Annotated in this window: 19 protein-coding genes; all 19 read left to right on the forward strand. The window is 62.3% G+C overall.

Annotated elements, in window-relative coordinates; all coding sequences use genetic code 11:
• Positions 1-27: 27 nt before the first annotated feature.
• The gene (locus IPI01_05970; protein MBK7257344.1) at positions 28-1,332 is read left to right on the forward strand and encodes an MFS transporter; all 1,305 of its coding nucleotides are present in this window, start codon (positions 28-30) and stop codon (positions 1,330-1,332) included.
• A gap of 30 nt (positions 1,333-1,362) precedes the next feature.
• A complete protein-coding gene (locus IPI01_05975; protein MBK7257345.1) occupies positions 1,363-3,018 on the forward strand; it encodes a PAS domain-containing protein in 1,656 nt (551 codons plus the stop codon).
• A 27-nt stretch (positions 3,019-3,045) separates the two neighbouring features.
• Positions 3,046-5,085 (forward strand): excinuclease ABC subunit UvrB, encoded by a 2,040-nt coding sequence (gene uvrB / locus IPI01_05980; protein ID MBK7257346.1) that lies wholly within the window; start codon positions 3,046-3,048, stop codon positions 5,083-5,085.
• A 57-nt stretch (positions 5,086-5,142) separates the two neighbouring features.
• Positions 5,143-5,895, forward strand: coding sequence for a ComF family protein (locus IPI01_05985; GenBank protein ID MBK7257347.1), 753 nt, complete (start codon positions 5,143-5,145; stop codon positions 5,893-5,895).
• Positions 5,896-5,955: 60 nt separating this feature from the next.
• Positions 5,956-6,948, forward strand: coding sequence for a type I glyceraldehyde-3-phosphate dehydrogenase (gap, locus tag IPI01_05990; protein ID MBK7257348.1), 993 nt, complete (start codon positions 5,956-5,958; stop codon positions 6,946-6,948).
• 84 nt (positions 6,949-7,032) lie between these two features.
• Positions 7,033-8,229 (forward strand): phosphoglycerate kinase, encoded by a 1,197-nt coding sequence (locus IPI01_05995; GenBank protein ID MBK7257349.1) that lies wholly within the window; start codon positions 7,033-7,035, stop codon positions 8,227-8,229.
• 69 nt (positions 8,230-8,298) lie between these two features.
• Positions 8,299-9,216: a rhomboid family intramembrane serine protease gene (locus IPI01_06000; protein ID MBK7257350.1), complete on the forward strand. Its 918-nt coding sequence runs from the start codon at positions 8,299-8,301 to the stop codon at positions 9,214-9,216.
• 14 nt (positions 9,217-9,230) lie between these two features.
• Positions 9,231-10,355 (forward strand): flavodoxin-dependent (E)-4-hydroxy-3-methylbut-2-enyl-diphosphate synthase, encoded by a 1,125-nt coding sequence (gene ispG, locus IPI01_06005; GenBank protein ID MBK7257351.1) that lies wholly within the window; start codon positions 9,231-9,233, stop codon positions 10,353-10,355.
• A gap of 19 nt (positions 10,356-10,374) precedes the next feature.
• Positions 10,375-11,157, forward strand: a complete 783-nt coding sequence (locus IPI01_06010; protein ID MBK7257352.1) for a TIGR00282 family metallophosphoesterase — start codon at positions 10,375-10,377, stop codon at positions 11,155-11,157.
• Between the two features lie 6 nt (positions 11,158-11,163).
• The gene (locus IPI01_06015; protein ID MBK7257353.1) at positions 11,164-12,048 is read left to right on the forward strand and encodes a bifunctional 5,10-methylene-tetrahydrofolate dehydrogenase/5,10-methylene-tetrahydrofolate cyclohydrolase; all 885 of its coding nucleotides are present in this window, start codon (positions 11,164-11,166) and stop codon (positions 12,046-12,048) included.
• Positions 12,049-12,141: 93 nt separating this feature from the next.
• Entirely contained in the window at positions 12,142-13,701 is a 1,560-nt protein-coding gene (pruA, locus tag IPI01_06020) for an L-glutamate gamma-semialdehyde dehydrogenase (protein MBK7257354.1), read from the forward strand.
• 18 nt (positions 13,702-13,719) lie between these two features.
• Entirely contained in the window at positions 13,720-14,880 is a 1,161-nt protein-coding gene (gene sucC / locus IPI01_06025; GenBank protein MBK7257355.1) for an ADP-forming succinate--CoA ligase subunit beta, read from the forward strand.
• On the forward strand, positions 14,877-16,355 hold the full coding sequence (gene gatB / locus IPI01_06030; GenBank protein MBK7257356.1) for an Asp-tRNA(Asn)/Glu-tRNA(Gln) amidotransferase subunit GatB: 1,479 nt from the start codon (positions 14,877-14,879) through the stop codon (positions 16,353-16,355). The genes sucC and gatB overlap by 4 nt, the downstream gene beginning before the upstream one ends.
• Positions 16,356-16,358: 3 nt before the next feature.
• Positions 16,359-17,279 carry a universal stress protein gene (locus tag IPI01_06035; GenBank protein ID MBK7257357.1) on the forward strand — a complete coding sequence of 307 codons (921 nt, stop codon included), beginning with the start codon at positions 16,359-16,361 and terminating at the stop codon, positions 17,277-17,279.
• Between the two features lie 62 nt (positions 17,280-17,341).
• Positions 17,342-18,103, forward strand: coding sequence for a triose-phosphate isomerase (locus tag IPI01_06040; GenBank protein MBK7257358.1), 762 nt, complete (start codon positions 17,342-17,344; stop codon positions 18,101-18,103).
• 317 nt (positions 18,104-18,420) lie between these two features.
• Positions 18,421-20,814 (forward strand): hypothetical protein, encoded by a 2,394-nt coding sequence (locus IPI01_06045; GenBank protein ID MBK7257359.1) that lies wholly within the window; start codon positions 18,421-18,423, stop codon positions 20,812-20,814.
• Positions 20,814-24,383 (forward strand): chromosome segregation protein SMC, encoded by a 3,570-nt coding sequence (gene smc, locus IPI01_06050; protein MBK7257360.1) that lies wholly within the window; start codon positions 20,814-20,816, stop codon positions 24,381-24,383. Before IPI01_06045 ends, smc begins: the two co-directional genes overlap by 1 nt.
• Positions 24,380-25,114, forward strand: coding sequence for an HAD-IB family phosphatase (locus IPI01_06055; GenBank protein ID MBK7257361.1), 735 nt, complete (start codon positions 24,380-24,382; stop codon positions 25,112-25,114). The genes smc and IPI01_06055 overlap by 4 nt, the downstream gene beginning before the upstream one ends.
• Positions 25,111-25,713, forward strand: a complete 603-nt coding sequence (locus tag IPI01_06060) for an isoprenylcysteine carboxylmethyltransferase family protein (protein MBK7257362.1) — start codon at positions 25,111-25,113, stop codon at positions 25,711-25,713. Before IPI01_06055 ends, IPI01_06060 begins: the two co-directional genes overlap by 4 nt.

Genomic DNA, 25,713 nt, shown 5'->3' on the forward strand with positions numbered 1-25,713 from the left:
CAACCACACCACTCGTTCCGGGGATGCATGACCACCACCGCTGAGATCTCTCCCGCTCCCTCCGGAGCGCTTCCGATGCCGCCACGCTGGTACCGGTGGACCGTCCTGGTCCTGATCAGCCTCGCGATGTTCGGCAACTACTATATCTACGACAGCATCAGTCCGCTGGCCGATGTGCTGAAGCAGCAGCTCGGCTTCTCGGATGGCGACATCGGGCTCCTGAACGCGATCTACAGTATCCCGAACATCTTCATGGTGCTGATCGGGGGGATGATCATCGATCGTATCGGCGTGAAGATCTCCACGATGCTCTTTGCGCTCCTGTGTCTGATCGGCGCCGCCGTCACCGTGGCGGCCCCGGTGCTCGAGGTCATGGCCGCCGGCAGGCTCATCTTCGGCCTCGGTGCGGAATCCCTGATCGTCGCGGTGACCACGGCCATCGCCCGTTGGTTCCGCGGCAAAGAACTGAGCTTCGCCTTCGGCATGAACCTGACGATCGCCCGGATCGGATCCTTCGCTGCACTGAATTCACCGGGCTGGGCGTCCTCCTTGTATTCGGACTGGCGTCTGCCGCTGCTCGTCTCGGTGGGCGCCGGCGTCGTCTGTGTTGCCGGAGCCGTGATCTACTGGGGCCTGGAGGCCACGGCCGCCAAACGCTATGACCTGGGTGCCGGCGGGGCACAGGACAAAGTGGTGCTCTCGGAACTCCTCCGTTTCGGCACGTCGTACTGGGCCATCGTGGCCCTCTGCGTGGTGTTCTACTCCGCGGTCTTCCCATTCCAGACCTTCGCGGTGAAATTCTTCATGGAGGCGCACGGGACCACCCGTGAACACGGCGGGTTCCTCTCCAGCATCCTCACCCTCTTCGCCATGATCGCGACACCTCTCTTCGGCCTTGCGGCGGACAGATTCGGGCGCCGGGCGACGCTGATGGTGTGGGGATCGTTCCTCATGATCCCCGCATACCTCCTCATGGCCTACACCTCCGTGTCGCTCTACGTGCCGATGGCGTTGATGGGCACGGCCTTCTCCCTGATCCCGGCGGTGATGTGGCCGTCGGTTGCGTACATCGTGGGACAGGAGCGGCTCGGTACCGCGTACGGCCTGATGACCATGGTCCAGAATATCGGCCTCGCCGCATTCAATCTTGCCATTGGCTGGGCGAACGACGCATGGGGCGCCAGCGCCGCCAATCCGGGCGGCTATGTGCCCGGGATGTGGATCTTTACGGGACTTGGCATCACGGGTGTCCTGATGTCCTTGTTCCTTCTCCGTCACGAACGGGGTCCGGGAGCGCACGGACTCGAAACCATCACGACCCACAGCCGGTAGGCAATGCCTCCGGCAACCAAGGAGCCGTCAGTGTCACGCGAAACACGCATCCTTCTTCTCGTGCACGATCCCACCGACGCGGAGGTGATCGAAATGCAGCTGCGGAAGGCGCATATCCGTTGTACCATCCAGCGGGCTGGCGCGAAGGACCAGTTCGTCAGCGCGATGCGGTCGGTGACACCGGACTGCATCATCGCCGATGCATCCATCCCCCGGCTGGATGTGACCGGCCTTATGGCGACCGTCCGCAACGAACACCCGGAGGTCGTCTGGGTGCTGCTCACTCCCACCGGATCCGAAGAGTCGCTCGTCGGATGGATGAAGGCCGGAGCCAGCGACGTCATCACCCGGAAGAACATCCAGCGCATCGGCGCGGCGGTCGCCGACGTCCTTGCCCGCGCCGCTGCCCGCGTGGTCCCGGAACCGGCCCCTGCGCCTCCACCCGTCTTCGAGCCTGTGGCTGCCCCGCCACCGCCATCGGTGACCGTCGGCCCGCACCAGGGTGATGTCCAACTGATGAAAGATGTCCTGGATCATGCCGGAGACCTCATCGCCATGCTCGATGCGCGGGGGACGCGGCTCTATAGTAATGCCGCCCACCGTCAGATCCTGGATGCACCTGAACACCTTCGTGGCACCGTCATGTTCGTCGATGTCCATCCGGAAGACCGTCCGCGTGTGACCTCGGCATTCCTTGCCGGACTCCGGGAGGGGAAGGATGTCCATTGCGCGTATCGTGTCATGGACAACCGCGGGGGCGTTCGCATGTTGGAGTCGGTCGGCTCCCCGGTCCGCTCTGGCCCTCTCGACGGCCCCCGTTCCGTGGTGATCTCACGTGATGTCACGGAACGTTTCCAGCATGAACGCGACCGCGATTCCCTGTTCCGCGCCGTCGGCGCCCTGACGGGCGAGGCATACTTCGTCGGACTCGTCACGGCGTTGGCGCAGATCCTCCAGGTCCGCTATGTGTTGCTCTCGGAAGCGGTCTATCAACCCGCCGAACGCGTGCGGTCGCTGGCGTACATCGCCAACGGCGCACTCCTGCCGCAATTCGAATACGATCTTGCCGACACGACCTGTGAGGCCGTGTACGAGAACCGCGAGCCGGTGCACTACCCGGACCGTGTGGCCGAGTTGTTCCCGCGCATGGAAGCGCTCGTGACGATGGGTGCCCGCAGCTATCTGGGGGTGCCGCTCTTGTCCTCGACGGGGACGCCGGTGGGGCACGTGTTCATCATGGATGACAAGCGGCTCGTTGACCCGGTCAGGGCGACGGAACTGGTTGCCGGGATCGCCCCCCGCACAGCCATGGAGGTGGAACGGTATCGGCAGGATATCCTGGTGCGCGCCTCGGAATCGCGCCTGCGCACGATCCTCGAAAGCCTCGCCGCGGGCGTGATCGCGGTCGATCCGCTGAGTATCGTCACGTACCTGAATGGGCCGGCCACGGACATGGCGGAACGGGACGGCGTGGATGTGATCGGGAAGAACCTTGCCGACCTTCTGGAGATCGACGGTGCGTCGGTCGCGAATATCATGTCGGGAGAGGATGTCCCCGGCCGGCTGGTCACACGCAACGGAAGCCGGAAAGATGTCGCGGTCCGGGCGCGGCCCGTGAAGGATGCCACCGGCCGGACACACGGCACGATCTACGTTGTACGCCCGGCCGCACGAAAAGGGAACTGAGAACAGAGAGGGGAGAGGTGTCGCGCGATGGGTTATACACTCCAATCGGACTACCAGCCTTCCGGCGACCAGCCTGAGGCGATCCGTGAACTGACGGCAGGCGTGTTGCGCGGTGACCGTTACCAGACGCTGCTGGGCGTGACGGGGAGCGGAAAGACGTTCACGATCTCGAACGTGATCGCCCAGACGAACAAACCCGTCCTGGTGATGTCGCACAACAAGACCCTTGCCGCCCAGCTCTACAGTGAGTTCAAGTCGTTCTTTCCCAAGGACCGGGTCGAGTTCTTCATCAGTTATTACGATTACTACCAGCCTGAAGCGTACGTTCCCACGACCGATACCTACATCGCGAAGGATGCGTCCACGAACGACGAGATCGACCGCCTCCGGCTCCGCGCCACGAGTGCACTGCTGAGCGGGGATGCGAACGTCATCGTGGTGGCATCGGTCAGCTGCATCTATGGCATCGGCGCACCTGAAGAGTGGGCGAGCCAGATCGTCGTCGTGCGCAAAGGGGAGCGGATGGACAGGAACACGCTCCTCCGCAAACTGCTGAACATCTTCTATACGCGCAATGACTTCGAGTTCGTGCGCGGCACGATGCGCGTGCGCGGCGATGTCGTGGAGGTGATCCCGGCATCGGAGAATGAGGAGGCCATCCGGGTCGCCTTCTTCGGGGACGTGATCGAAAAGATCTCGTACATCAACAGGCTCGACGGCGCGGTGCTGGGCGAGGCGGAGTACGAGGTGATCTATCCCGCGAAGCAGTTCGTCACGTCGCGCGAGACCCTCAATCGTGCGATCAAAGGGATCGAAGTGGAGCTGGAGGAGCGTCTGGCGGAACTGCGGCAGCTGGGGAAACTGCTCGAGGCCCAGCGGCTGGAGCAGCGCACACGGTTCGATCTTGAAATGATGCGGGAGGTGGGCTACTGCTCCGGCATCGAGAATTACTCGCGCCACATCGGCGGCCGGCCGCCGGGGTCACGTCCGGCGTGCCTCATTGATTACTTCCCGAAGGACTATCTCGTGGTGATCGATGAATCCCACGTGACCGTTCCGCAGATCGGCGCGATGTACTACGGCGACCGGTCGCGGAAGGCCACGCTGGTCGAGCACGGGTTCCGCCTGCCGTCGGCCCTGGACAACCGTCCGCTGACATTCGACGAGTGGGAAGGGATGGTCCCCCAGGTGATCTTTGTGAGTGCCACACCGGCGGACTACGAACTGCAGAAGTCGGCCGGCGTGATCGTGGAGCAGGTCATACGTCCCACCGGCCTGGTCGATCCCGAGGTCGAGATCCGTCCGGTGAAGAACCAGATCGACGATCTGATCGCGGAAGTGCGGGCGCGGGCGATCTTGAAAGAGCGCACGCTGGTCACGACCCTGACCAAACGGATGGCCGAGGATCTCACGGACTACATGGTGGATATCGGTGTGAAGGTCCGGTACATCCACTCCGAGGTGGATGCGCTGGCGCGCGTGGAGATCCTGCGCGATCTGCGCCTGGGCGATTTCGACGTGCTCGTCGGCGTGAACCTGCTCCGCGAGGGGCTGGACCTGCCGGAAGTGTCGCTTGTGGCGATCCTGGATGCGGACAAGGAAGGGTTCCTGCGGTCGGAGCGCTCCCTGATCCAGACCGCGGGGCGTACGGCACGCAATGTCCGCGGACGGGTCATCATGTACGCGGACACCGTGACGGGTTCGATGCAGCGGATGCTGGACGAGACGAGCAGGCGGCGTGAGAAGCAGCTCGCCTACAACGTCGAGCACGGGATCTCTCCGACCACGGTCTACAAGAGCATCAATGAGGTCCTGGCAGCCACGGCCGTGGCCGATGTGAAGGCACAGCGCGATGCGCGGCGTGAACGGGCAAAGATGCCGAAGGTCGCGGAGCAGGTCATCCGCTACCTCACCGCCGAGCAGCGTTCGGACCTGCTCGAAGAGTTGAATGCGGAGATGAACAAAGCGGCGAAGGACCTCGAGTTCGAGCGGGCAGCCGACCTGCGCGATGAGATCACCAAGCTTGAAGCAATGGACGCGTCCGCGAAAAAAAAGCAGGGGGGGTGACTCGGAAAGCCCGCCGGGGGCGTGTAGCTGTGGTGTGTACGCAAGGAGGTCTCCACCATGGCTCCCGGATTCCTGTGGTCCGCGGCACTCCGGAATTTTGTCTTCCCTCCGTCCTGCTATTGCTGCGGGACACTTCTCGACCATCACCGTGGCCTCTTGTGCCCGGGTTGTCAGGCACGGGTCCGCCCTGTAACACCCTCCGATCCTCTTTTCATCCTCGCGCGATCCCGGCTGTGCAGCGATGACGTGTGCACGGGACTCGTCGCCCTCTATCATTTTGCCTCCGGCGGCCCGGTGCAGGATCTGCTGCATGCGTTGAAATACGGAGGTCTGACCGGGGTCGGCCGTGAGCTGGGATCCCGGTTGGGTGTGGCTGCGATGGAGACCCCGTGGCTCCATGAAGTGGACCTCATCATTCCGCTTCCATTGTATCGTTCCAAGCAGAGGGAGCGGGGGTACAATCAGGCGGAGAGCATCGCGCGGGGGATCGCGGGAGTGGTCAGGAAGCCGGTGTGGCCACGCGCCGTGCGCCGCACGCGGTGGACAGATTCACAGACGACGCTCGGGTACACGGCCCGGCAGATGAATGTTCAGGGTGCATTCATGGTGCCACCCTCAAAAATCGGTTCATTGAGGGGAAAAAGGGTACTTCTCGTCGACGACGTCCTTACCACAGGTGCTACCACCCGGGCATGTGCTGCGGCTCTTCGTGTTGGCCGTGCCGATGCGGTCTACGTGGCAGCCGTTGCCCTCGCAGAGCAGCTTTCCTTGACAATGGTCCTGAAGCTTGCTAAATTAATTAGAATTTGACTGTTTTCCGTACCCCAAAGCAAGCAATTACACTTCATTTCTGGACTCAGGAGGTTACCCATGGCAATTAACATAGGCATTAACGGATTCGGTCGTATCGGCCGCCTGGTTTTCCGGCGCATGCTGAAGGATGGCGGTTTCAACGTCGTTGCGATCAACGATCTCACCGATGCAAAGACGCTGGCCTATCTGCTGAAATATGATTCCGTCCACGGCAAGTATGACGGTACCGTGACGGCAGACGCCGATGGCATCGTGGTCGATGGCAAGAAGTACAAGGTGCTTGCGGAGAAGGATCCTGCCAAGCTGCCGTGGAAAGAACTCGGTGCCGATATCATCGTCGAAGGTACCGGCGTGTTCACGAGCCGTGAGAAATTGCAGCAGCACATCACCGCCGGCGCCAAGAAGGTCCTCCTGACCGCCCCGGCGAAGGATGAGATCGATGCCACGGTCGTGATGGGCGTGAACGAGCATGTGCTCACCGGCAAGGAAGTGTTCGTGTCGAACGCCTCCTGCACGACCAACTGCCTTGCCCCGATGGTCAGCGTGCTCCACAAGACCTTCGGTCTGGATCATGGCTACATGACCACGATCCACTCCTACACGAACGATCAGCGCCTGCTCGACCTCCCGCACAAGGATCTCCGCCGTGCGCGCGCCGCGGCACTGTCGATCATCCCCACCACCACCGGTGCCGCCCGCACCGTGGGTAAGGTCATCCCGGAGTTGAAGGGCAAGCTGGACGGCTTCTCGCTCCGCGTCCCGACCCCGGATGCATCGATCACCGATTTCGTCGCCGTGCTGAAGAAGCCGGCCACGAAGGAAGAGGTCAATGCGGCCATCAAGGCGGCAGCAGAGACGACGCTGAAGGGTATCCTTGAGTATTCGGAGGAAGAGCTGGTGTCGGTGGACATCATCGGCAACTCGCACTCCTGCATCTTCGACTCGAAGCTGACGATGGCCCAGGGGTCGACGGTGAAGGTCTTCGGATGGTACGACAACGAGTGGGGTTTCTCGTGCCGCGTGATCGATCTGCTCAAGAAGATCGCTTGATCCATCCATGACGACGCTGCGGCTGCCGGGCCCGACCAGGGTGCGGTAGCCGCACTTTTTTTTGAACCCAAGGAACCTCTGACCATGACAACGAAGACGATCGATGACATCGCCCTTGCGGGCAAGAAAGTACTCGTACGCGTGGACTTCAACGTGCCGATGACGCCGGACCTCAAGGTATCCGACGACAAGCGCATCGTCGAGTCGCTGCCCACGATCACAAAACTCCTTTCCTCCGGCGCCGCGGTGATCCTCATGAGCCATCTTGGCCGCCCGAAAGGGAAGCCGACCCCGGAATTCTCGCTGAAGCCGGTGGCCCAGCACCTCGCGACACTGCTCAAGACCGATGTGAAGTTCGCCGAAGATTGCGTCGGCCGGCCTGCGCGCGCTGCGGTCGATGCGCTCCAGCCCGGACAGGTGCTTCTCCTGGAGAACCTCCGCTTCCATGCCGAAGAAGAGAAGAACGTGGAAGCATTCGCAAAGGAACTCGCGTCGCTTGGCGATGTGTACGTGAACGATGCCTTCGGCACCGCCCATCGTGCGCATGCCTCGACCGAAGGCATCACGCATTTCCTCACGCCGTCGGTCGCCGGCTACCTGATGCAGAAGGAGATCGAATACCTCGGCCGTGCTGTGGCCGACCCCGCCCGCCCGTACATGGCGATCCTCGGCGGCGCGAAGATCTCCGGCAAGATCGATGTGATCCAGAACCTCATGCCGAAGGTCGATGCCCTGGTGATCGGCGGCGGCATGGCGTTCACCTTCTTCGCCGCACAGGGCCTCGAGGTGGGCGATTCGCTCGTCGAGCAGGAGAAGCTCGGCCTCGCCAAAGAGATCCTGGAGACCGCGAAGAGCAAGAACAAGCGGCTCATCCTGCCGGTGGATTGCGTGATCGCCGACAAGTTCGACAATGACGCAAAGCGGCGCATCGTGCCCGTGCACCAGATCCCCGCCGGCTGGCGCGGCCTGGATATCGGCCCCGAGACCGTGAAGGTCATCAGCATGGAACTCCGCCGCGCCAAGACGATCGTGTGGAACGGTCCGATGGGCGTGTTCGAAATGCCGAACTTCGCGAACGGTACGCTGGAGATCGCGAAGCTTCTTGCCGAGGTCACGAAGAACGGTGCCGTGACGATCGTTGGTGGCGGCGACTCCGCGGCCGCGATCGCGCAGGCAGGCTTCGAAACGGCTGTCTCCCATGTGTCCACCGGCGGCGGTGCCTCCCTCGAGTTCCTCGAAGGGAAGAATCTCCCCGGGCTGGCCGCACTCGATACGAAGTGAACCATTCACGCTGTCGTGGTGTTGACACCGTAGCAAAGGAGGAGTAGAACGATGTCGTCGTACGGATCCATGCGGTCCGGTTCCTATTACCGCCCCGCGTTCTTCGGGGGATTCAGCATGTTCCCGCCGGTGATCAAAGCACTGATCATCAGCAACGCCGTCATTCTGCTCCTCCTGAAGTATTTTCTCGCCCCCCTGACCATCGGGGGGCACTATGTCTTCCAGGACCTCACCAACCTGCTTGCCCTGCATGGCCTGGGGTCACCGTCCTTCTGGCCCTGGCAGTTCGTGACGTACATGTTCCTCCACGCGGACTTCCTGCATCTGCTGTTCAACATGCTGGCGCTGTGGATGTTCGGCATGGAGATGGAGAACGCCTGGGGGTCGAAGAAATTCCTCATCTTTTATATGGTGTGCGGTATCGGTGCGGGGGTCGTGGACTTCCTCATGGCACCGCTCATCGGTCATCTGGGCGGGACCGTCGGGGCATCGGGCGCGGTGTTCGGGGTGATGATCGCCTTCGCGATGTTGTTCCCGGACCGGCCCATCTATGTGTATTTCCTGTTCCCTGTCCGTGCGAAATACCTCGTGGCATTCTGGATCGGCGCCGAGGTACTGAACGGTGTTCTCGGGACCGAGAACGGGGTGGCACACTTCGCACATCTCGGCGGCGCGCTCGTTGGCTTCCTGTATATGGCCGTCGACCTCGGCATGATCCCGCTGCGTGAGTGGACCATCGGTTTCAAGGGCGAAGAATCCTTGCCGTTCTCCGGCAGCGCACGCGTCCGGAAATCCGGCGGCGAAGAGGTGCGCGATGCGAAATTCTACGACATCTCCACCGGCAAACCGATGGGGCCGAAGAATAAGGATGAGGTCAACCAGGAGGTGATCGATGCCATCCTGGATAAGATCAGTACCGGCGGCTATCAGAGCCTGTCCGAAGATGAGAAACGGATCCTGAACGAAGCAAGCAGACGGATGCATTGAGCGGAATGGAGCGTATGGAGATCCCTATCACGAACCTGGCGGAGACCACGCCGGGATCCGGTGAACCGAAATTCAGCGCGCTGCGGCGTGCGACACGCCGCGTGCTCGTGGGCGGCATCGCCATCGGCGGTGGCGCACCGCTGTCGGTGCAGACCATGACCAAGACCAAGACCGCCGATGTGGCGGGAACGGTCGCACAGATCGTGGGAGCGGCCGAGGCCGGCTGCGATATCGTCCGCGTGACGGTGAATGAGAAGGAAGCCGCCGAAGCCATGGCGGCCATCGTCACGCAGTCGCCCATCCCTGTCGTCGCCGACATTCATTTCAATCATATCTTCGCCCTGAAGGCGATCGAGGCCGGCGTCGCCAAGGTGCGCATCAATCCCGGCAACATCGGGAGCAAGGACCGCATCCGCGAGGTGCTCACGGCCGCGAAAGACCGCGGCATTCCGATCCGCATCGGCGTCAATTCCGGTTCGCTGGAAGAGGACATCCTTACCAAGCACGGCTATCCGACCGCCGAAGCGCTCTTCGAGAGCGCGATGCGCCACGTCGGCATCTGCGATGAATTCGGCTTCCGCGACGTCGTGATCTCGGTGAAGTCCACCGACGTGCGCCTGATGATCGAGGCGTATCGCCTTGTGGCCCGGCGTACCGACATCCCCCTGCACCTCGGTGTCACCGAGGCCGGTACGACGAAGATCGGCACGATCAAGTCGGCCGTGGGCATCGGCACGCTCCTCGCGGAAGGCATCGGCGATACCATCCGGGTGTCCCTCACCGACGAGCCCGTGAAGGAAGTGGAGGTCGGCAAGGAGATCCTGCGTACCCTCGGCCTTGCCACACGCAACGTGGAACTCATCGCCTGCCCGACCTGCGGGCGGCTGGAAGTGGACCTGTTCGGCATCATGGCAGAGCTGGAGAAGCGTCTGGAGGGAGTGAAGAAGCCGGTGAAGATCGCCGTCCTGGGTTGCGTCGTCAACGGCCCCGGCGAAGCGAGCGAGGCCGACATCGGCATCGCTGCAGGCAAAGGTGTCGGCATCCTGTACCGCAAGGGCGAGGTCATCCGCAAGGTGAAGGAATCCGAGATCGTTGACGTGATCGTTGAAGAGGTCGCCAAGTTCACCCCAGCTGTGTAGTCTTCCACCTCCGGACCACATGAATATTCTGTTTATCGGTGATATCGTCGGGACCCCCGGCCTCGAGATCGCGGAGACCCTTGTCCCCGGCCTCATCAAGAAGCATGATGTCGATCTCGTGATCGTCAATGGCGAGAACGTCACCGAAGGCAAAGGCATCGCCGAAGAACATGCGAAACGCATCTTCGCTCTCGGCGCGCATGTGATCACGACGGGCAATCACGTGTGGGACCGCTGGGACAGCCGGAAGGTGCTGGGTTCCGACCGCCGCATCCTGCGTCCGTTGAACTATCCGCGCGACAATGGCGGGAATGGATTCATCGTCGTGGACCTCGGCGAAAAGGGAAAGGCCGGGGTGCTGAATGTCCAGGGCCGCGTGTATATGCAGGCCATCGACGATCCGTTCCGCTCCGCCGAATGGGCGGTGAGCAAGATCCAGGAAGAGACGAAGATCGTGTTCGTGGATTTCCATGCGGATGCGACGGCGGAAAAGATGGCGATGGGGTGGTTCCTGGACGGCAAGATCACGGCGCTCGCAGGGACGCACACGCACACGCCGACGGGCGATTGCAGGATCCTCCCCCGCGGCAGCGCGTTCATCACGGATGTCGGCATGACCGGCCCGTACGATTCCGTGTTGGGGATGAAGAAGGAAGCGGCGCTGAAGCGCCTCGTGCTGGGGACCCCGCACAAGTATGAGGTGGCGAGCAACGATGTCCGCCTCTGTGGCCTGCTCGTGAAGGCCGACCCCGCCACCGGCAAGGCTCTCTCCGCAGAACACATCATCTTCCCAGCTTTCTGAGGACCCATGGCAGCGCAGCGCATCGAGGGGAAACCCGTCGCCGAACAGATCAAGAATGAGGTCCGCGAAGGCGTTGCGCAGCTGATCAGGGAGAAGGGCGTCCGCCCCGGACTCGGCGTCATCCTTGTTGGCGAAGATCCCGCTTCTCAGACCTATGTGAACTCCAAGGGCAAGGCCTGTGCGGACCTCGGGATGCACTCCGAGACGATCCGGATGCCGGCCGACGCCACCGAGGCAGCCGTCCTCGCACAGGTCCACGCCTGGAATGCCGATCCCCTCATGCACGGCATCCTTGTCCAGATGCCCCTCCCGAAACATATCCATGAGCAGCGCGTGATCGAAGCCATCGACCCGCGCAAGGATGTGGACGGGTTCCATCCCGTCAATGTGGGCAGGCTGGTCATCGGCATGGAATGCCTCCGCCCCTGTACCCCCGCCGGCATCCAGGAACTGCTCGTCCGCAGCGGCAACGATCCGGGCGGCAAGCACGTTGTCGTCGTCGGGCGCAGTAACATCGTCGGCAAGCCCATTGCCAACATCCTGCTGCAGAAGGCGAAGGGGGCCAATGCGGTCGTCACCATCGCCCATACCGGCATGAAGGATATCAGGCCCTTCATCAAACAGGCGGATATCCTCATCGCCGCCGTCGGCCGGCCGGAGAGCATCACCGGTGCAATGCTCAAACCGGGCTGTGTCGTCATCGACGTCGGCATCAACCGCATCAACGACCCTTCGCTTCCCAAAGGGTACCGCAACGTCGGGGATGTGCATTTTGCATCGGCTGCGGAGGTCGCTTCTGCCATTACCCCGGTCCCGGGGGGTGTCGGACTCATGACCATCGCGATGCTGATGCAGAACACCCTTCTGGCCGCCCGCCGGCTTTCTTGCTAATCCTGCTCATTTTCCGTACCTTAGAGCACTTTGAGCATTCTCTCCCGCTCGGGACCTGCGACCTGGCGTACCACCCAATTGTGTGAGGAACGTATGGCGATTCCCAAGTTTTCCAACGAACCCGTCCTGGATTTCACCAAACCGGCCAACAAGAAGAAACAGCTCGATGCCCTGAAGAAGATCAAGTCGGGGCTCGGCCAGGAATTTCCCATTCTGATCGGCAGTGAGCACATCCGGCTGGATGAGAAATTCAAGTCGTTCAACCCTTCACGCCCGGCCGAAGTGGTCGGCGTCTTCCAGAAGGGGAATGCCACTCTTGCCAACAAGGCGATGGACGTTGCGCTCGCCGCGTTCGAGCAGTGGAAGACCGTTGCACCGGCAAAGCGTGCGGCCGTCCTCTTCAAGGCGGCGGCCATCATGAAGAAGAAGCGGTTCGACCTCAACGCGATCATGATCCTCGAGGTCGGCAAGACCTGGCCTGAGGCCGATGCGGATACGGCCGAGGCCATCGACTTCCTCGAGTACTACGGCCGCGAGATGCTGCGGTACGGCGAAGAACATCCGGTCGTGAAGAATCCCGGCGAAAAGGGGAAACTGGTGTACGTCCCCCTCGGGGTCGGCGTCGTTATCCCGCCGTGGAACTTCCCCCTCGCGATCCTCGCCGGCATGTCCTCCGCGGCGATCGTCGCAGGCAATACGGTCGTGCTCAAGCCGTCCAGCGATTCTCCGCGCATCGGTTGGGCATTCGTCGAGATCATGCAGGAAGCCGGGGTTCCCCCGGGCGTGCTGAACTTCGTCTCCGGCCCCGGCGGGGCCGTGGGCGATACACTGGTGCTGCATCCGAAGACCCGCTTCATCTCGTTCACCGGATCCAAAGAGGTCGGCATCCATATCAACGAGGTCGCTGCGAAGGTACAGCCCGGACAGGTCTGGCTGAAGCGCGTCGTGGCGGAGATGGGTGGTAAGGACAGCATCGTTGTGGACGAGACGGCGGATCTCGATGCGGCGGTCGCCGGCACGGTGGCATCGGCCTTCGGGTTCCAGGGGCAGAAGTGTTCCGCATGCTCGCGCGCGATCGTTGTCGGGAAGGTCTACGACCGTTTCGTGGAAGCGGTGGCGAAACGGACCGAGACGTTGTCCCTGGGCGATGCCGAGGACCCGCGCAACTCCATGGGCCCGGTCGTGAACGAAGGTTCGCAGGAGAGCATCCTGGGCTATATCCGGAAAGGCCTTGCGGAAGGCGGCCGCCTCGTCGCCGGCGGCATGAAGGTCGGCGACAGCGGGTATTTCATCCGTCCGACGGTCATCGCGGATGTCGATCCGAAGGCGACGATCTCGCAGGAAGAGATCTTTGGTCCGGTGCTGGCGATCATCAAGGCGCGCGACTTCGATCACGCGATGGAGATCGCGAACAACACCGAGTTCGGCCTGACCGGCGCGCTGTACTCGAAGAATGCGAAGCGGCTGAAACGCGCCGAGTCGGAGTTCTTCGTCGGCAACCTGTATCTGAACCGGAAGTGCACCGGCGCGCTCGTCGGCGTGCATCCCTTCGGCGGTTTCAACATGAGCGGCACGGATTCGAAGGCGGGCGGACGGGATTACCTCCTGCTCTTCCTGCAGGGAAAATCGATCGCAACAAAGAACATTCACTAAGCGGACAGGATTGGCGCCATGAAGGTCCACGAGTACCAGGCAAAGGACATCCTCAGGAAGTTCGATGTCGCGCTCCCCAAAGGCCAGGTGGCCTTCTCGGTGGATGAAGCGGTCCAGGCAGCACAGAACCTCGGCGGGTCGGTCTGGGTCGTGAAGGCCCAGATCCATGCCGGCGGGCGTGGCAAGGGCGGCGGCGTGAAGGTGGCCCGTTCGCTGGAGGAAGTGCGGACATACGCTTCGCAGATCCTCGGCATGCAACTCGTGACGCATCAGACCGGCCCCGAAGGACGCATCGTGAAACGCCTGCTCATCGAGCAGGGGATCTCGATCGCCCGCGAGCTCTATATCGGCATCACCCTGGACCGCGCGACCTCGCGCAACACGGTCATGGCCTCCACCGAAGGCGGCATGGAGATCGAGAAGGTCGCCGCCGAATCACCGGAGAAGATCCTGAAGGAATACGTGGACCGCGGCGCGGGGTTCCGTCCGTACCAGGCGCGTGCGCTGGCATTCGGGCTCGGCCTCACGGGCGATGCGTTCAAGAACGGCGTGAAGTTCCTCCAGGCGCTGTACAAGGCGTACGAGGCGATGGACTGCTCGCTTGCCGAGATCAATCCGCTGGTGGTCACCACCGACGGCGTGGTGATGGCGCTCGATGCCAAGATGAACTTCGATGACAACGCCCTCGACCGGCATCCCGAACTCGCCCCGCTGCGCGATATCGACGAAGAGGACCCGCTCGAGGTGGAGGCTTCGAAGGCGAACCTGAACTACATCAAGCTGGACGGCAACGTCGGCTGCATGGTGAACGGTGCAGGCCTGGCGATGGGGACCATGGACATCATCAAGCTTGCCGGCGGCGAACCGGCGAACTTCCTGGATGTCGGCGGCGGCGCGAATGCGCAGACGGTGGAAGCCGGGTTCAAGATCATCCTGGCCGACAAGAACGTGCGCGCTGTGCTGATCAACATCTTTGGCGGCATCGTGCGTTGCGATCGTGTCGCGACGGGCGTTGTCGAGGCCGCACGCAAAGTGAAAGTGGATATTCCCGTGGTGGTGCGTCTGGCCGGCACGAATGCCGAGCTGGCGGGGGAGATCCTCGCCGCGTCCGGGATGAATTTCCTCGTTGCCAGAAGTCTCAAAGACGCAGCGGAAAAAGTGACGGAAGCGATCGCCTGAACACACCGTCTCCATACGAGGCGGTCATCGGGCTCGAGGTTCATGCCCAACTTCTGACCGCAACCAAGGCCTTCTGCAGCTGTTCGAACCGGTTCGGCGATGCGCCGAATTCGAACGTCTGTCCGGTATGCCTCGGCCTCCCCGGCACCCTTCCGGTGCTCAACCGGGATCTGGTGGAGTACATCATCCGGATGGGCCTTGCCACCGGTTGCCGCATCACGCCGCGTTCGATCCTCGCACGGAAGAACTACTTCTACCCGGACCTCCCCAAAGGGTACCAGATCTCGCAGTATGAAGAGCCGATCTGTATCGATGGGAACCTGGAGATCGAGCTCGAAGGCGGCACGAAGACGAGTGTGCGGATCAAGCGCATCCATATGGAAGAGGATGCAGGCAAACTGATCCACGATCAGGGGCCGCAGACGCTCGTGGACCTCAACCGGTGCGGGACGCCGCTCATCGAGATCGTCACCGAACCGGACCTCCGGTCGCCGCGCGAGGCATATCACGCTCTCATTCTCATCCGTCAGTTGGTGACCTACCTTGGCATCTGCGACGGGAATATGGAGGAGGGGAGCCTGCGGTGCGATGCGAACGTCTCGATCCGTCTGCGTGGCGAGACCGCGCTCGGGACGAAGACCGAAGTGAAGAACATGAACTCGTTCCGGAATGTGGAACGGGCGCTGGAGTTCGAGATCCAGCGACAGATCGATCTCGTGGGAACGGGCGGACGCGTGGTGCAGGAGACCCTGCTCTGGGACGCCGATGCCGGATGTGCCTACCCCATGCGCAGCAAGGAAGAGGCGCATGATTACCGGTATTTCCCCGATCCCGATCTGGTTCCGGTGCTTGTCGATGAAGCGTGGGAGAAGGCGGCCCGTGCCGCGTTGCCGGAATTGCCGGTGCCCCGGCGCGACCGCTACGAAAGCACCTTCGGCCTTCCGCGGTACGATGCCGATGTGCTGACGGCCGAACGGCCGGTCGCGGACTACTTCGAGCAGACACTCACGGCATTGCAGGGGCTCCGCCCCGGTGACGGTGCAGCACTCGCGAAACCGGTGAGCAACTGGGTGATGACGGACGTCCTGCGCGTCGTGGCCGAACAGAAGGTGGAAGTCGGTGCGTTCCCCATCGCTCCGGCACGCCTCGCCGGGATGATCGGGCTGATCCTGGACGGGACCATCAGCGGGAAGATCGCCAAGGATGTGTTCGAGGCGATGCTGACATCGACGGCAGAGGCGAAGGCGATCGTACAGGAGCGAGGGCTGGTGCAGGTATCCGACGGCGGTGCGATCACCGCTATCGTCGAAGACGTGCTCGCCGCGAATGGGGCGCAGGTGCAGCAGTACCTCGGTGGGAATGAGAGAGTGTTCGGTTTCTTTGTTGGCGAGACCATGAAGCGGATGCAGGGCAAGGGGAACCCGAAAATGGTGAATGAGGTTCTGAAGGCGCAGCTCGCAGCGCGAAAGGGTTGACCGATGTATGAACTGCGGCGCATCCTGGTGCCCACGGATTTTTCCCGGCATGCGGATGAAGCCCTGGAGCACGCGCTGTACCTCGGAGGGCGCTTCACGCCCGAGATCATCCTTCTGCATGTGGATGAATTCCCGGTGTCGCCCCTCGGAGCCGGTGATGTGCGTGATGCCATCGTGGAGCAGTACCAGCAGCGGAAAACGGCGTATCTGAACGAACAGTTCGACCGCATCCGCCGCGGATTCGAAGGGAAGCCGGCCCGGCTGGTGCCGCAGATCCTTGCCGGCCGTGCCTACAAGGTCATCATCGAAGAAAGTGAAGCGAAAGAGTACGACCTGATCGTGATGGCGACGCGGGGGCTGACCCACCTCTCGTCCTATCTGATCGGCAGTACGGTGGAGCGCGTCGTCCGGTTATCGCGGCAGCCGGTGCTGACGATCCAACAGGGCCTGGAGGTCGGGGCACGGGTCGAATCGATCCTCTGTCCGACCGACCTTTCGCCGGCAGGCAATGCGGCGTTGTCGTATGCGCTCTCCATGGCACGTCAGTACGGTGCGGTCCTGTATATCCAGTACATCTCGGAGCTGGAGAAGCCCGAGGCCAGGGAACAGGTGCTGGCCCGGATGCCGGACCTCAAGGAGTACCATCCGCAGGCGGACGAAGTGAAGGTCGAGGTCTTCGTCGACCGCGACGTTGAGCCGAGCAATTCCATCGTGCGGTTCGCGGATGATCGCGAGGTGGGCATCATCGTGATGTCGACGCACGGACGCAAGGGCCTCCGCCGTGTCTACATCGGCAACAATACGGCCGAGGTCGTGCGCAAGGCCCGCCAGCCTGTGCTGACCGTAAGTCATCCATTTCATAAACGGGTCTTTGCGCATCCGCTGACGGAAAAGCGTTTGCCCCCGAAAGGTATCACGGGCTGACGCCTGTCCCCGGCCCACCGGGGGAGCGCAGGATCCATTCACCTATACAGAAGGCAACGACAATGCGTACGATGATCATAGCAGGTAACTGGAAGATGTACAAGGATGTGGCGGAGACGCGCGACCTCATCACTGCCCTGAAGGCGGCCGTGCCGTCCGTACCGGCAGGGGTGGAGTCCATCATCTGTCCTCCGTTCACCTCGCTGGCCCTTGCGGGCGAACTGGTGAAGGGTTCCGCGTTTCAGCTGGGCGGACAGAATATGTCGCAGCACGATGAAGGCGCCTACACGGGCGAGATCTCGGGCAAGATGCTGAAGGCGGTCGGCTGCGATGCCGTGATCCTCGGCCACTCGGAGCGCCGTCAGTACTACGGCGAGACCAACGAGCTGATCAACCTTAAGGCCAAGAAGGCTCTTGCCCTTGGACTCCGCCCGATCATCTGTGTCGGCGAGACCCTTGAGGAGCGCGAGAAGGATATCACGACCCAGGTCATCACGACCCAGATCAAGGGTGTCCTGTCCGGCCTGACCCCCGCGGATCTGGCCAAGGTCGTCATCGCCTATGAACCTGTTTGGGCGATCGGTACGGGCAAGACTGCCTCCCCGGCCCAGGCTCAGGAGGTCCACCAGCTCATCCGCAAGCAGATCGCCGGACTTTATGACTGGGCGCTCGCGGAGAAGCTCACGATCCAGTACGGCGGCAGCGTAAAGCCTGACAATGCGGCAGAGATACTGGCGCAAAATGACGTAGATGGAGCGCTTGTTGGTGGGGCATGCCTCAAGGCGGATTCATTCGCAGCGATCATCAAGGCCGCTCGCCCATAGGGGTGGGCGGTTTTCCTTGCATTCAGGACGTTTTGATTGTATATTATTGCGAAGGACTCCAAAACCTACCGAAAAAACACACTGTGGGCTTGATCCCGGTTCGCAAATCGGCGTTCATATTGAGCTGCCTCACCCTTCTCGGGCTCCTGACCATCCCGGTTTGCTTCGCTGGAATCCCTGAATTCCTGGAGAACGGTACACCAGGCTCTCCGGAATGGAGGGCGACGCAGTACTCTGCTTCTTCCACCCGAAAACTCATTTCGCTCAATGGTCTATGGACCTTTGCGCATGAGAACGGCTCAACGGGCAGCGTCAGCTTGCCCGTTGCCTTTGATGGGAGGGGAGCGATCGATTTTCAGCGCGGGTTCGAGATGCCAACGTTCGATCTCGACCGCTATCAGTGGCATCTTGTTGTCCTCGGTGCGAACCACGGCACGGATGTGTCGGTGAATAGCGAGTTCCTCGGGCATCATGCCGGTGGCTATACCAGTTTCACGATCCCCATTCCGCGTATCGATCTCCAGCCCGGGAGGGACAACATCCTCCGGCTGGTGGTCGACAATGACCTCGACGGCCGCACAACGGTCCCTCCCCAGCAGATGGTGTGGGGCTGGCGCAATTATGGCGGTATCCACCGCGACGTCGCCCTGCTCGGCACTCCTCTCCTGTACATTCGCGATGTGACCCTTTCCTCGGCAGCGATAGGTGTCGGAGAATCTTTCCGCCTGACCATGGCGCCGGAGATCGAAGGGGCACTGGACAGTGTTGTGCGCATCGTGACCGCCGACAAAAAAGTGGTCCTCGGCATGCAGGTTGAAGTCGTAGAGTCGCTCTCCGGCGCCATCGCGGCCCAGAGCGGCGTCACCCCGCTGACGTATGCGGATGGCCGTTGGACCGGCCCGAAGACCGACCTCGTTGTGGCGAACCCCCGCCTCTGGTCTCCCGATACCCCCGACCTGTATACGGTGAAGTGCCGGCTCGTGATGGTGAGCGGCAAGACCGTTTCCGTGATCGATGAAGTGTTGCGTCCATTCGGGTTCAGGTCGCTCATCGTTGAGAAAGGCGATCTCCTCCTGAACGGGCGCCGGCTGGTCATCCGCGGCGTCGCATGGTATGAGGACCATCCCGCGTGGGGGAACGCCGTGCCGTTCGAAGAGCGTGAACGCGACGTCATCGCAATGAAAATGTTGGGCGCCAATGTCATCCGGTTCATCGGGCATCCCCCGCATCCGGTGATGCTCGATCTGTGCGACCGGTATGGGTTGTTCGCGATGGTGGAGGTGCCGGTGATCGGTGTTCCCGCCGCGCTGCTGATGCAGGAGCAGTTCCAGGAGACCGCGACCGGTATGGTGCGCGAGATGATCATCCGCGACCGCCATCATCCCTCCGTGCTTGCCTGGGGCCTGGGCGACGATATCGAATCCAACCGCACCGATGCACGCCCCTTCGTGAGCGCTCTCGCGTCGACTGCCCGCTCGCTCGACGATCGTCCGCTCTATCTGCCGGTGCGTGCGGGTGTCACGGATTCGATCAGCGATCTTGTGGATATCGCGGCCCTCAATCTGTACGACCACGATGCGAAGACCGTCAAGCTGGTCCTCGAGGACTGGCGCAAAGCCCATCCCGGCGTGCCGATGTTCGTGACGCGGCTGGGCATGGAAGTGGACCACGAGAACAAGCGGGGATACAACGATCCGCTCTCGCAGCAGGCACAGGCCCGGTTCTTCATTCAGAGGCTCGACCTTCTGCGCACGTTCGATCCGGACGGCATCATCCTCCTCTCCTTCAACGACTGGCGGGGAGACCGGCCGGCATTGACCGTGCACACCGGCGATCCGTGGATGCACCGGATGGGCCTGGTGAGTGACCGGCGCGAGAAGCGCCTTGCGTACGACGCGGTGCGTGCGATCTTCCGCGGCGAGAAGCCTGCGGCTCTGCCCGCGGGCACCTATACCTCCCGTACGCCGATCATCTACGTGCTGGCGGGCTTTGTGATCCTGATCGCGGTGGCGTACCTGTACAACGTCAACCGCCGCTTCCGCGAGAGCGTCAACCGCTCGCTCATGAATTCATTCAATTTCTTCGCCGACGTCCGGGATCAGCACGCCGTCTCCCTCATCCACACGACATTCCTTGCGCTCATCGTCTCCGTGTCCCTGGCCATCGTGCTGTCGAGTGTCCTGTACCGCTTCCGCGACAGCCTCTTCCTGGATGATCTGCTGACGTATGTGCTCATCGCGGATGGCCTGAAGGCGTTCCTCATCCACCTCATCTGGGAGCCCCTGCGCTTCATCCTTGCGGCTTCAGGCTTCATTTTCTTACTGCTGGTGCTGCTGAGCGGAGCCGTCCATATGTTCAAGATCGTGGTGCGTTCCCGTGTGTTCGCGTACCAGGCCTATACGGTGACCGTATGGTCCATGACCCCGCTCCTTGCGTTCATCCCGGTGGGCATGATCCTCTTCAGGGTCATGGAAGGATCGACCTATGTGCTGCCGGCCCTGATCATCATCGCGGGGTTCATCATCTGGGTCATCTCCCGGCTCTTCAAGGGCATCTCCATCATCTACGATATCTATCCCCCGAAGATGTACGCCGCGGGCGTCCTTGCCCTGGTGGTGGTCTTCGGCATGCTCTATCTGTATTATGACCTGGTGCAGTCGGCACCGATGCACCTCTCATTCCTCTACTCCATGGTGGGTAGCGGCAGGTAATGTATCTCTCAAAACTCGAAATCCAGGGCTTCAAGTCCTTTGCGCAGCGCGTTGCGCTGAACTTCGACAGCGGCATCTCCGCTATCGTCGGTCCGAACGGCTGCGGGAAGACGAACATCGTCGATGCCATCCGCTGGGTGCTCGGGGAGCAGCGGTATAGCGCCCTGCGCAGCGAGAAGATGGAGGACGTCATCTTCAACGGCACCAAAGCCCGCAAGCCGTTGGGTATGGCCGAAGCGTCGCTGGTGATCGAGAATACCAAAGGCATCCTCCCTTCCGAGTATACGCAGGTGACGATCGGCCGGCGGGTGTACCGCTCGGGTGACAGCGAATATCTGCTCAACAAGGTGCCGTGCCGGCTCAAGGACATCCTCGACCTCTTCATGGACACCGGTATGGGTGCGGATGCCTATTCGGTGATCGAGCTGAAGATGATCGAGATCATCCTGAGCGACCGCACCGAGGAACGCCGCCGCCTGTTCGAAGAGGCCGCGGGCGTGACGAAGTACAAGCACCGCAGGAAGGCCGCGTTCCGTAAACTGGAATCCGTCCAGGCCGATCTGCTCCGCGTCCAGGACCTGATCGCGGAGGTGCAGAAGGCCGTGAATACGCTCGAACGCCAGGCACGCCGCGCCGAGCAGTTCAATGAGGTCAAGACCCGCCTCCGGACGCTGGAAGTGGACCTCATCGAACGGGAATACGCTCAGATCATCGGACGCCTCGAGCCGCTGCAGGAGAAGCAACAGTCCCTGCGGGCCGAACGGAACATCACGGACGTGGACCTGGAGAATGTGGAGTCGACGCTCGAGGACCTCCGGTCGTCCCTGTTGAGTTCCGAAAAGGAACTCGCCGAGGCCCAGCGCGACGTCAGCCAGCACCGCGAGAAGGTCCACCGCGTCGAAGAGAAGAACCTCGTCGCTGAAGAACGGACGAAGGCGCTCCGCGGACTCCTCACACGTCTCGAGCGTGAGGACGTGGATCTGCTGGCCGAGCAGGAGCGGCAGGAAGCCCTGCGTGTTGAGCTCAAAAAGAAGCTGGAGGAGCTGGGGCTGCAGGAACAGCAGTTCCTGGCCGACCAGGAGGCCCGCAAGCAGGAACTGGGCGACACCGATCAGCGCCTGAACTCCCGCAAGGCTGAAGCGAGATCCCTCGCCGAATCGATGCTCGCACTCGTGCGCCGCATCGCCGAACGGCAGTCCGAACAGGACCGCCGGCAGGGCCGCGTGGAGACCATCACGGCAAGCATCACCGAGGTGGAGGAAGAGAACCGGGAGTATGCCGGCGAACTGGAACGGCTTGCGGCGGAGATCGCCACGATGACCGAGGACGACCGCCAGCGGCGTCGCCGGTTCGCCGAAGCAGAAGTGAAGATGTACGATGCCGAGAAGCGCAAGCAGGAGCTGCGGGAACGGATCGAGGCGCTGCAGGGATCCGGCCTGGCGCTGCGCGCCGACCTCGAGCGCACGTCGGCCCGCATCGAGTTCCTCCGGGGCCTCATGGATAGCCGCGAAGGTTCTGCCGAGGGCGTGCGCTTTCTCGCCGGGTCCGACCGCTGGGCGCCCTCACGCAAGCTGACCGTCGCGGATGCGCTGCATGCGGACGAACAATTCCGTATTGCCATCGAAGCCGCGCTCGGTGATGCTGCCGGGTTGCTGGTCGTGGACCGTTCCACCGATGCCGACCAGGGGGTCGTCCTCCTGCGCGAAGAGCAGAAGGGGAAGGCCACCTTCATCTGTCTGGACCGCCTCCCGCGCATCACACGCAATTACCGCCTGCCCTCCATCCCCGGTGTGCACGGCTGGGCATTGGACCTCGCGCGGTATGACGAAGAATATGCGCCCCTGTTCGCGTTCCTGCTGGACCGCGTCCTGGTGGTCGAGGACGGCGAAGCCGCCCGGCGTGTCGCTGCACTGTCCAGCGGTGTCCGTTGCGTGACCCTCCACGGCGAGATCGGGACCTCGGTCGGCATCGTCCGCGGTGGCAGCATGCGCCAGGATGAAGGCGGCAGCATTGGCAAGCAACACCAGATCGCCGATCTCCAGACCGTGAAGGAAGGGTTGCAGAGCCAGGTCGATGCGATCGAGAGGGAACGTGCCGACGTGCTCGCCGAGCACGATGGCATCGATATCAAGGCCATGGCCGACGACGTGAAGGCCATCGAGAAGGAGATGCATACCGTCGAGATGCGCATCGCGCAGCTGGCGTTCGAGCGGAAACGGGCCGAGGATTCGATCGCGTCCAACCAGGAACAGCACGCGCGCCTCGCTGCCGAGATCGGGACCCTGCAGGCGGATATCGCCGCGGCCCTGCCGCAGCTTGAGGCGGTCCGGGCCGAGCGGACAGGCATTGAGAGCGACACCGAGGCGACGACGAAGGACCTGGCGCTCCTCGAAGAGGAGTGGGGCCGCCGGACGCGCGCCGTGCAGGATGTCGGGCTCGAGATCGTTCAGGTCCGCAACACCATTCAACAGACCGACGCCGCTCTGCAGCGGGCGGGCATGACCATCGCCAGCATCACCGAGTCGCTCGAGAAGCATGCGCGCGATGCCGAAGGTGCCCGGCTGTCGATGCAGGAAGTGGAGACCGGCGTGGCCGGGAACCGGCATGAGCTGGAGCGCCTCCAGGGCGACCTGATGGTGCTGGAGACCCGGCGCACGGATGCGGAGGAACTGACCGCACGGCAGCGCAACGAGATCCATGCCGCCGAGCTGCGGATCCGCGACCAGCGGCGCCAGCACGATGATGCGCTCCGTGTGCTGCATGACCTCGACCTGAAGATCGCCGACCTCCAGGCCCGCGTGCAGCATTTGAAGGACCGCGCATTCAATGAATTCGAGCTGCTTCTCGAACTGAAGACGTACCCGGAGGACGAGTTCGTGGATTTCGCCGCGTTGCGTGACGAGATCCAGGGGCTCAAGGACAAGTTCCGCACGCTCGGCAACATCAACTTCGCGGCGTTCGAGGAGTACCAGGCGGAGAAGCAGCGGCTGGAGTTCATGAGCAGCCAGCGGCAGGACCTCCTCGAGGCGGAAAAGACCCTGCTCGCCACGATCGAAGAGATCAATGCGACCGCCCAGCGGACGTTCACGGAGACCTTCGAGAAGATCCGCGAGAATTTCATCGAGACGTTCAAGAGCCTCTTCGATCCCGGCGACGAATGCGATCTGAAGCTGGAAGAGAATGTGGATCCGCTCGAGGCACGCATCGAGATCACGGCGAAGCCGCGCGGCAAACGTCCGACCTCCATCGACCTGCTCTCCGGCGGAGAAAAGACCCTGACGGCGATCGCGCTGCTCTTTGCCATCTACCTCGTGAAGCCGAGCCCGTTCTGTATCCTGGATGAAGTGGATGCGCCGCTCGACGATGCGAACGTGGACCGGTTCACGCGCATCCTGCGGAAATTCTCGACCAACACCCAGTTCATCGTCGTGACGCACAATAAGCGGACGATGGAAGCGGCGAACGCGATGTACGGCGTGACGATGGAAGAGGAAGGTGTCTCGAAACTCGTGACCGTGCGGTTCAATCAGAATTCCCAGGTCCAGTCGGCGTCGGTGGCATCGGCATGAGCCGTACGCTCCGCCTGTTCCTCGATTTCGACGGAACGATCACGACGGCCGATGTCGGCAATCAGTTCTTTCTCAGATTCGGCGGCGATGTCTGCGCCGCCCTCAACCGGCAGTATCTCGCCGGAGAACTCTCCGCCCGGGGGTACTACGAGCGCGCGCTGGAGGTGGTGGGGAGCTGCGATGCCCCGGCGTTCGCGCACTTCCTTGACGAACAGCGTGTGGATCCCGGGTTACACGGCATCATCGGGCTCTGTGCGGCGCAGGGCATCGAACTGACCGTGCTGAGCGACGGGCTCGATGCGTACATCCGTCCCTTGCTCGCACGCGACGGTGCGGATGGGCTGCGCGTGTTCAGCAACGGCCTGCAATGGACCCCGGATCCGACGGGGGGACGGCTGACGGGAACCCTGGCCTTTCCCCACGGCAACGCGGAGTGCGACCGCTGCGCCTGCTGTAAGAGGAACCTGATGCTGGGCAGTGCCGCGGAGGGCGATGTGCTGATCTACGTGGGTGACGGGTACTCCGATCGGTGCCCCGTCGAGTATGCCGATCTGGTGTTCGCGAAGAGTTCGCTGCAAACGTGGTGCCAGCAGAACAATATCAGCTATCTGCCCTACCGGACGCTGGACGATGTACGTGTGCGGTTGGAGGCAGAGCTGCACAACAGAACACTCCGTCCGCGGCCGCGGGCAGAGCGTAAACGGCGTGAAGCCTATATGATGGAAGCATGAGCGAACCTTTTGACATACGCGCGTGGATCTTCAAGAACCGGAGCTATACACCGCTCCCGTTCCTGCTGGTCATGATCGTCTTTGCAGAGCCAACACTGACCAGCCTTCTTCTCGGGTTCGCCATCGTGCTCCTCGGCGAATCCATCCGGTTCTGGGGAGTGTCGATCGCCGGCGCCGAAACGCGGACGACGGGATCGGTCGGCGGTACGTATCTCATCACCACGGGGCCGTTCGGACATGTGCGCAATCCGCTCTACGTCGGGAACATGCTGATGTACGCCGGCGTCGGGGTCATGTCCATGGCGCTCTTCCCGTGGCTGCTGATCATTGCATGTCTCTGGTTCCTCGTGCAGTACTCGCTCATCATCTCCCGGGAAGAAGAGTACCTGCGCGGGCACTTCGGTGCAGCGTACGGGGAATACCTCAAGAATGTACCGCGGCTCGTGCCGCGGTTGTCACCGTACAGGAGCGCGGCCCCGCCGCCGAAGCACCTGAACTTCGCTGAAGGCCTGGCGTCCGAACGGCGTACGCTGCAGGCGATGTCGCTGGTGACCCTGATCATCGTCGCCAGATTCGTGTACAACATCTGGGTCCGCTGA

The sequence above is a fragment of the Ignavibacteriota bacterium genome (genome assembly GCA_016707525.1).
Taxonomy (GTDB): Bacteria; Bacteroidota; Ignavibacteria; order UBA10030; family UBA6906; genus JAGDMK01.

Bases quoted from the DNA above. Each gene is read 5' to 3' on its own strand.
- IPI01_06015 (MBK7257353.1), top strand. From the start codon at position 11,164: ATGGCAGCGCAGCGCATCGAGGGGAAACCCGTCGCCGAACAGATCAAG.
- IPI01_05985 (MBK7257347.1), top strand. From the start codon at position 5,143: ATGGCTCCCGGATTCCTGTGGTCCGCGGCACTCCGGAATTTTGTCTTC.
- IPI01_05995 (MBK7257349.1), top strand. From the start codon at position 7,033: ATGACAACGAAGACGATCGATGACATCGCCCTTGCGGGCAAGAAAGTA.
- IPI01_06000 (MBK7257350.1), top strand. From the start codon at position 8,299: ATGCGGTCCGGTTCCTATTACCGCCCCGCGTTCTTCGGGGGATTCAGC.
- pruA (MBK7257354.1), top strand. From the start codon at position 12,142: ATGGCGATTCCCAAGTTTTCCAACGAACCCGTCCTGGATTTCACCAAA.
- gap (MBK7257348.1), top strand. From the start codon at position 5,956: ATGGCAATTAACATAGGCATTAACGGATTCGGTCGTATCGGCCGCCTG.
- uvrB (MBK7257346.1), top strand. From the start codon at position 3,046: ATGGGTTATACACTCCAATCGGACTACCAGCCTTCCGGCGACCAGCCT.
- ispG (MBK7257351.1), top strand. From the start codon at position 9,231: ATGGAGATCCCTATCACGAACCTGGCGGAGACCACGCCGGGATCCGGT.
- IPI01_06040 (MBK7257358.1), top strand. From the start codon at position 17,342: ATGCGTACGATGATCATAGCAGGTAACTGGAAGATGTACAAGGATGTG.
- IPI01_06055 (MBK7257361.1), top strand. From the start codon at position 24,380: ATGAGCCGTACGCTCCGCCTGTTCCTCGATTTCGACGGAACGATCACG.
- IPI01_05970 (MBK7257344.1), top strand. From the start codon at position 28: ATGACCACCACCGCTGAGATCTCTCCCGCTCCCTCCGGAGCGCTTCCG.
- IPI01_06035 (MBK7257357.1), top strand. From the start codon at position 16,359: ATGTATGAACTGCGGCGCATCCTGGTGCCCACGGATTTTTCCCGGCAT.
- smc (MBK7257360.1), top strand. From the start codon at position 20,814: ATGTATCTCTCAAAACTCGAAATCCAGGGCTTCAAGTCCTTTGCGCAG.
- sucC (MBK7257355.1), top strand. From the start codon at position 13,720: ATGAAGGTCCACGAGTACCAGGCAAAGGACATCCTCAGGAAGTTCGAT.
- IPI01_06010 (MBK7257352.1), top strand. From the start codon at position 10,375: ATGAATATTCTGTTTATCGGTGATATCGTCGGGACCCCCGGCCTCGAG.
- IPI01_06060 (MBK7257362.1), top strand. From the start codon at position 25,111: ATGAGCGAACCTTTTGACATACGCGCGTGGATCTTCAAGAACCGGAGC.